1 protein-coding gene is annotated in these 325 nt (G+C 45.2%); it reads right to left on the bottom strand.

Going from position 1 to position 325, the window contains the following annotated elements; translation table 11 throughout:
* Window positions 1-81 precede the first annotated feature (81 nt).
* A partial coding sequence (locus HC175_RS22050) for a choice-of-anchor J domain-containing protein (RefSeq protein WP_209310193.1) occupies window positions 82-325 on the bottom strand: 244 nt, incomplete at its 5' end.

Here is a 325-nt window from a genome sequence, read left to right as displayed (position 1 = left end):
AGGAAACAGCTTTGGAATATGCCTTTCTCCTCAAGCTGGAAGGCATGACAGAAAACTGATTTTAGAGTGGTTTCTGCGGAATCAATCTGCAGAGACCACTATTTCATCCAGTTCATAAACTCCATTGTAATAGGCCAGATCACTGCCGGTGTACCTGAAGGCGATGTATCCTTTTCCATCGACACAGGAAAGATCCACAAGGCCTGAAGAGAACCAGTCTCCAAAAAAGTCATTATTCTGCGCGATGTATGCTGCAGAAAGGATCTGCCATTCGGCACTTAGAAGACTTTCTTCAGTCCCATCCCAGTCGGTGGAGATAAGAACA

It is taken from the genome of Salinimicrobium oceani (assembly GCF_012037645.1).
This window is presented reverse-complemented; position numbering and strand designations above follow the sequence as displayed.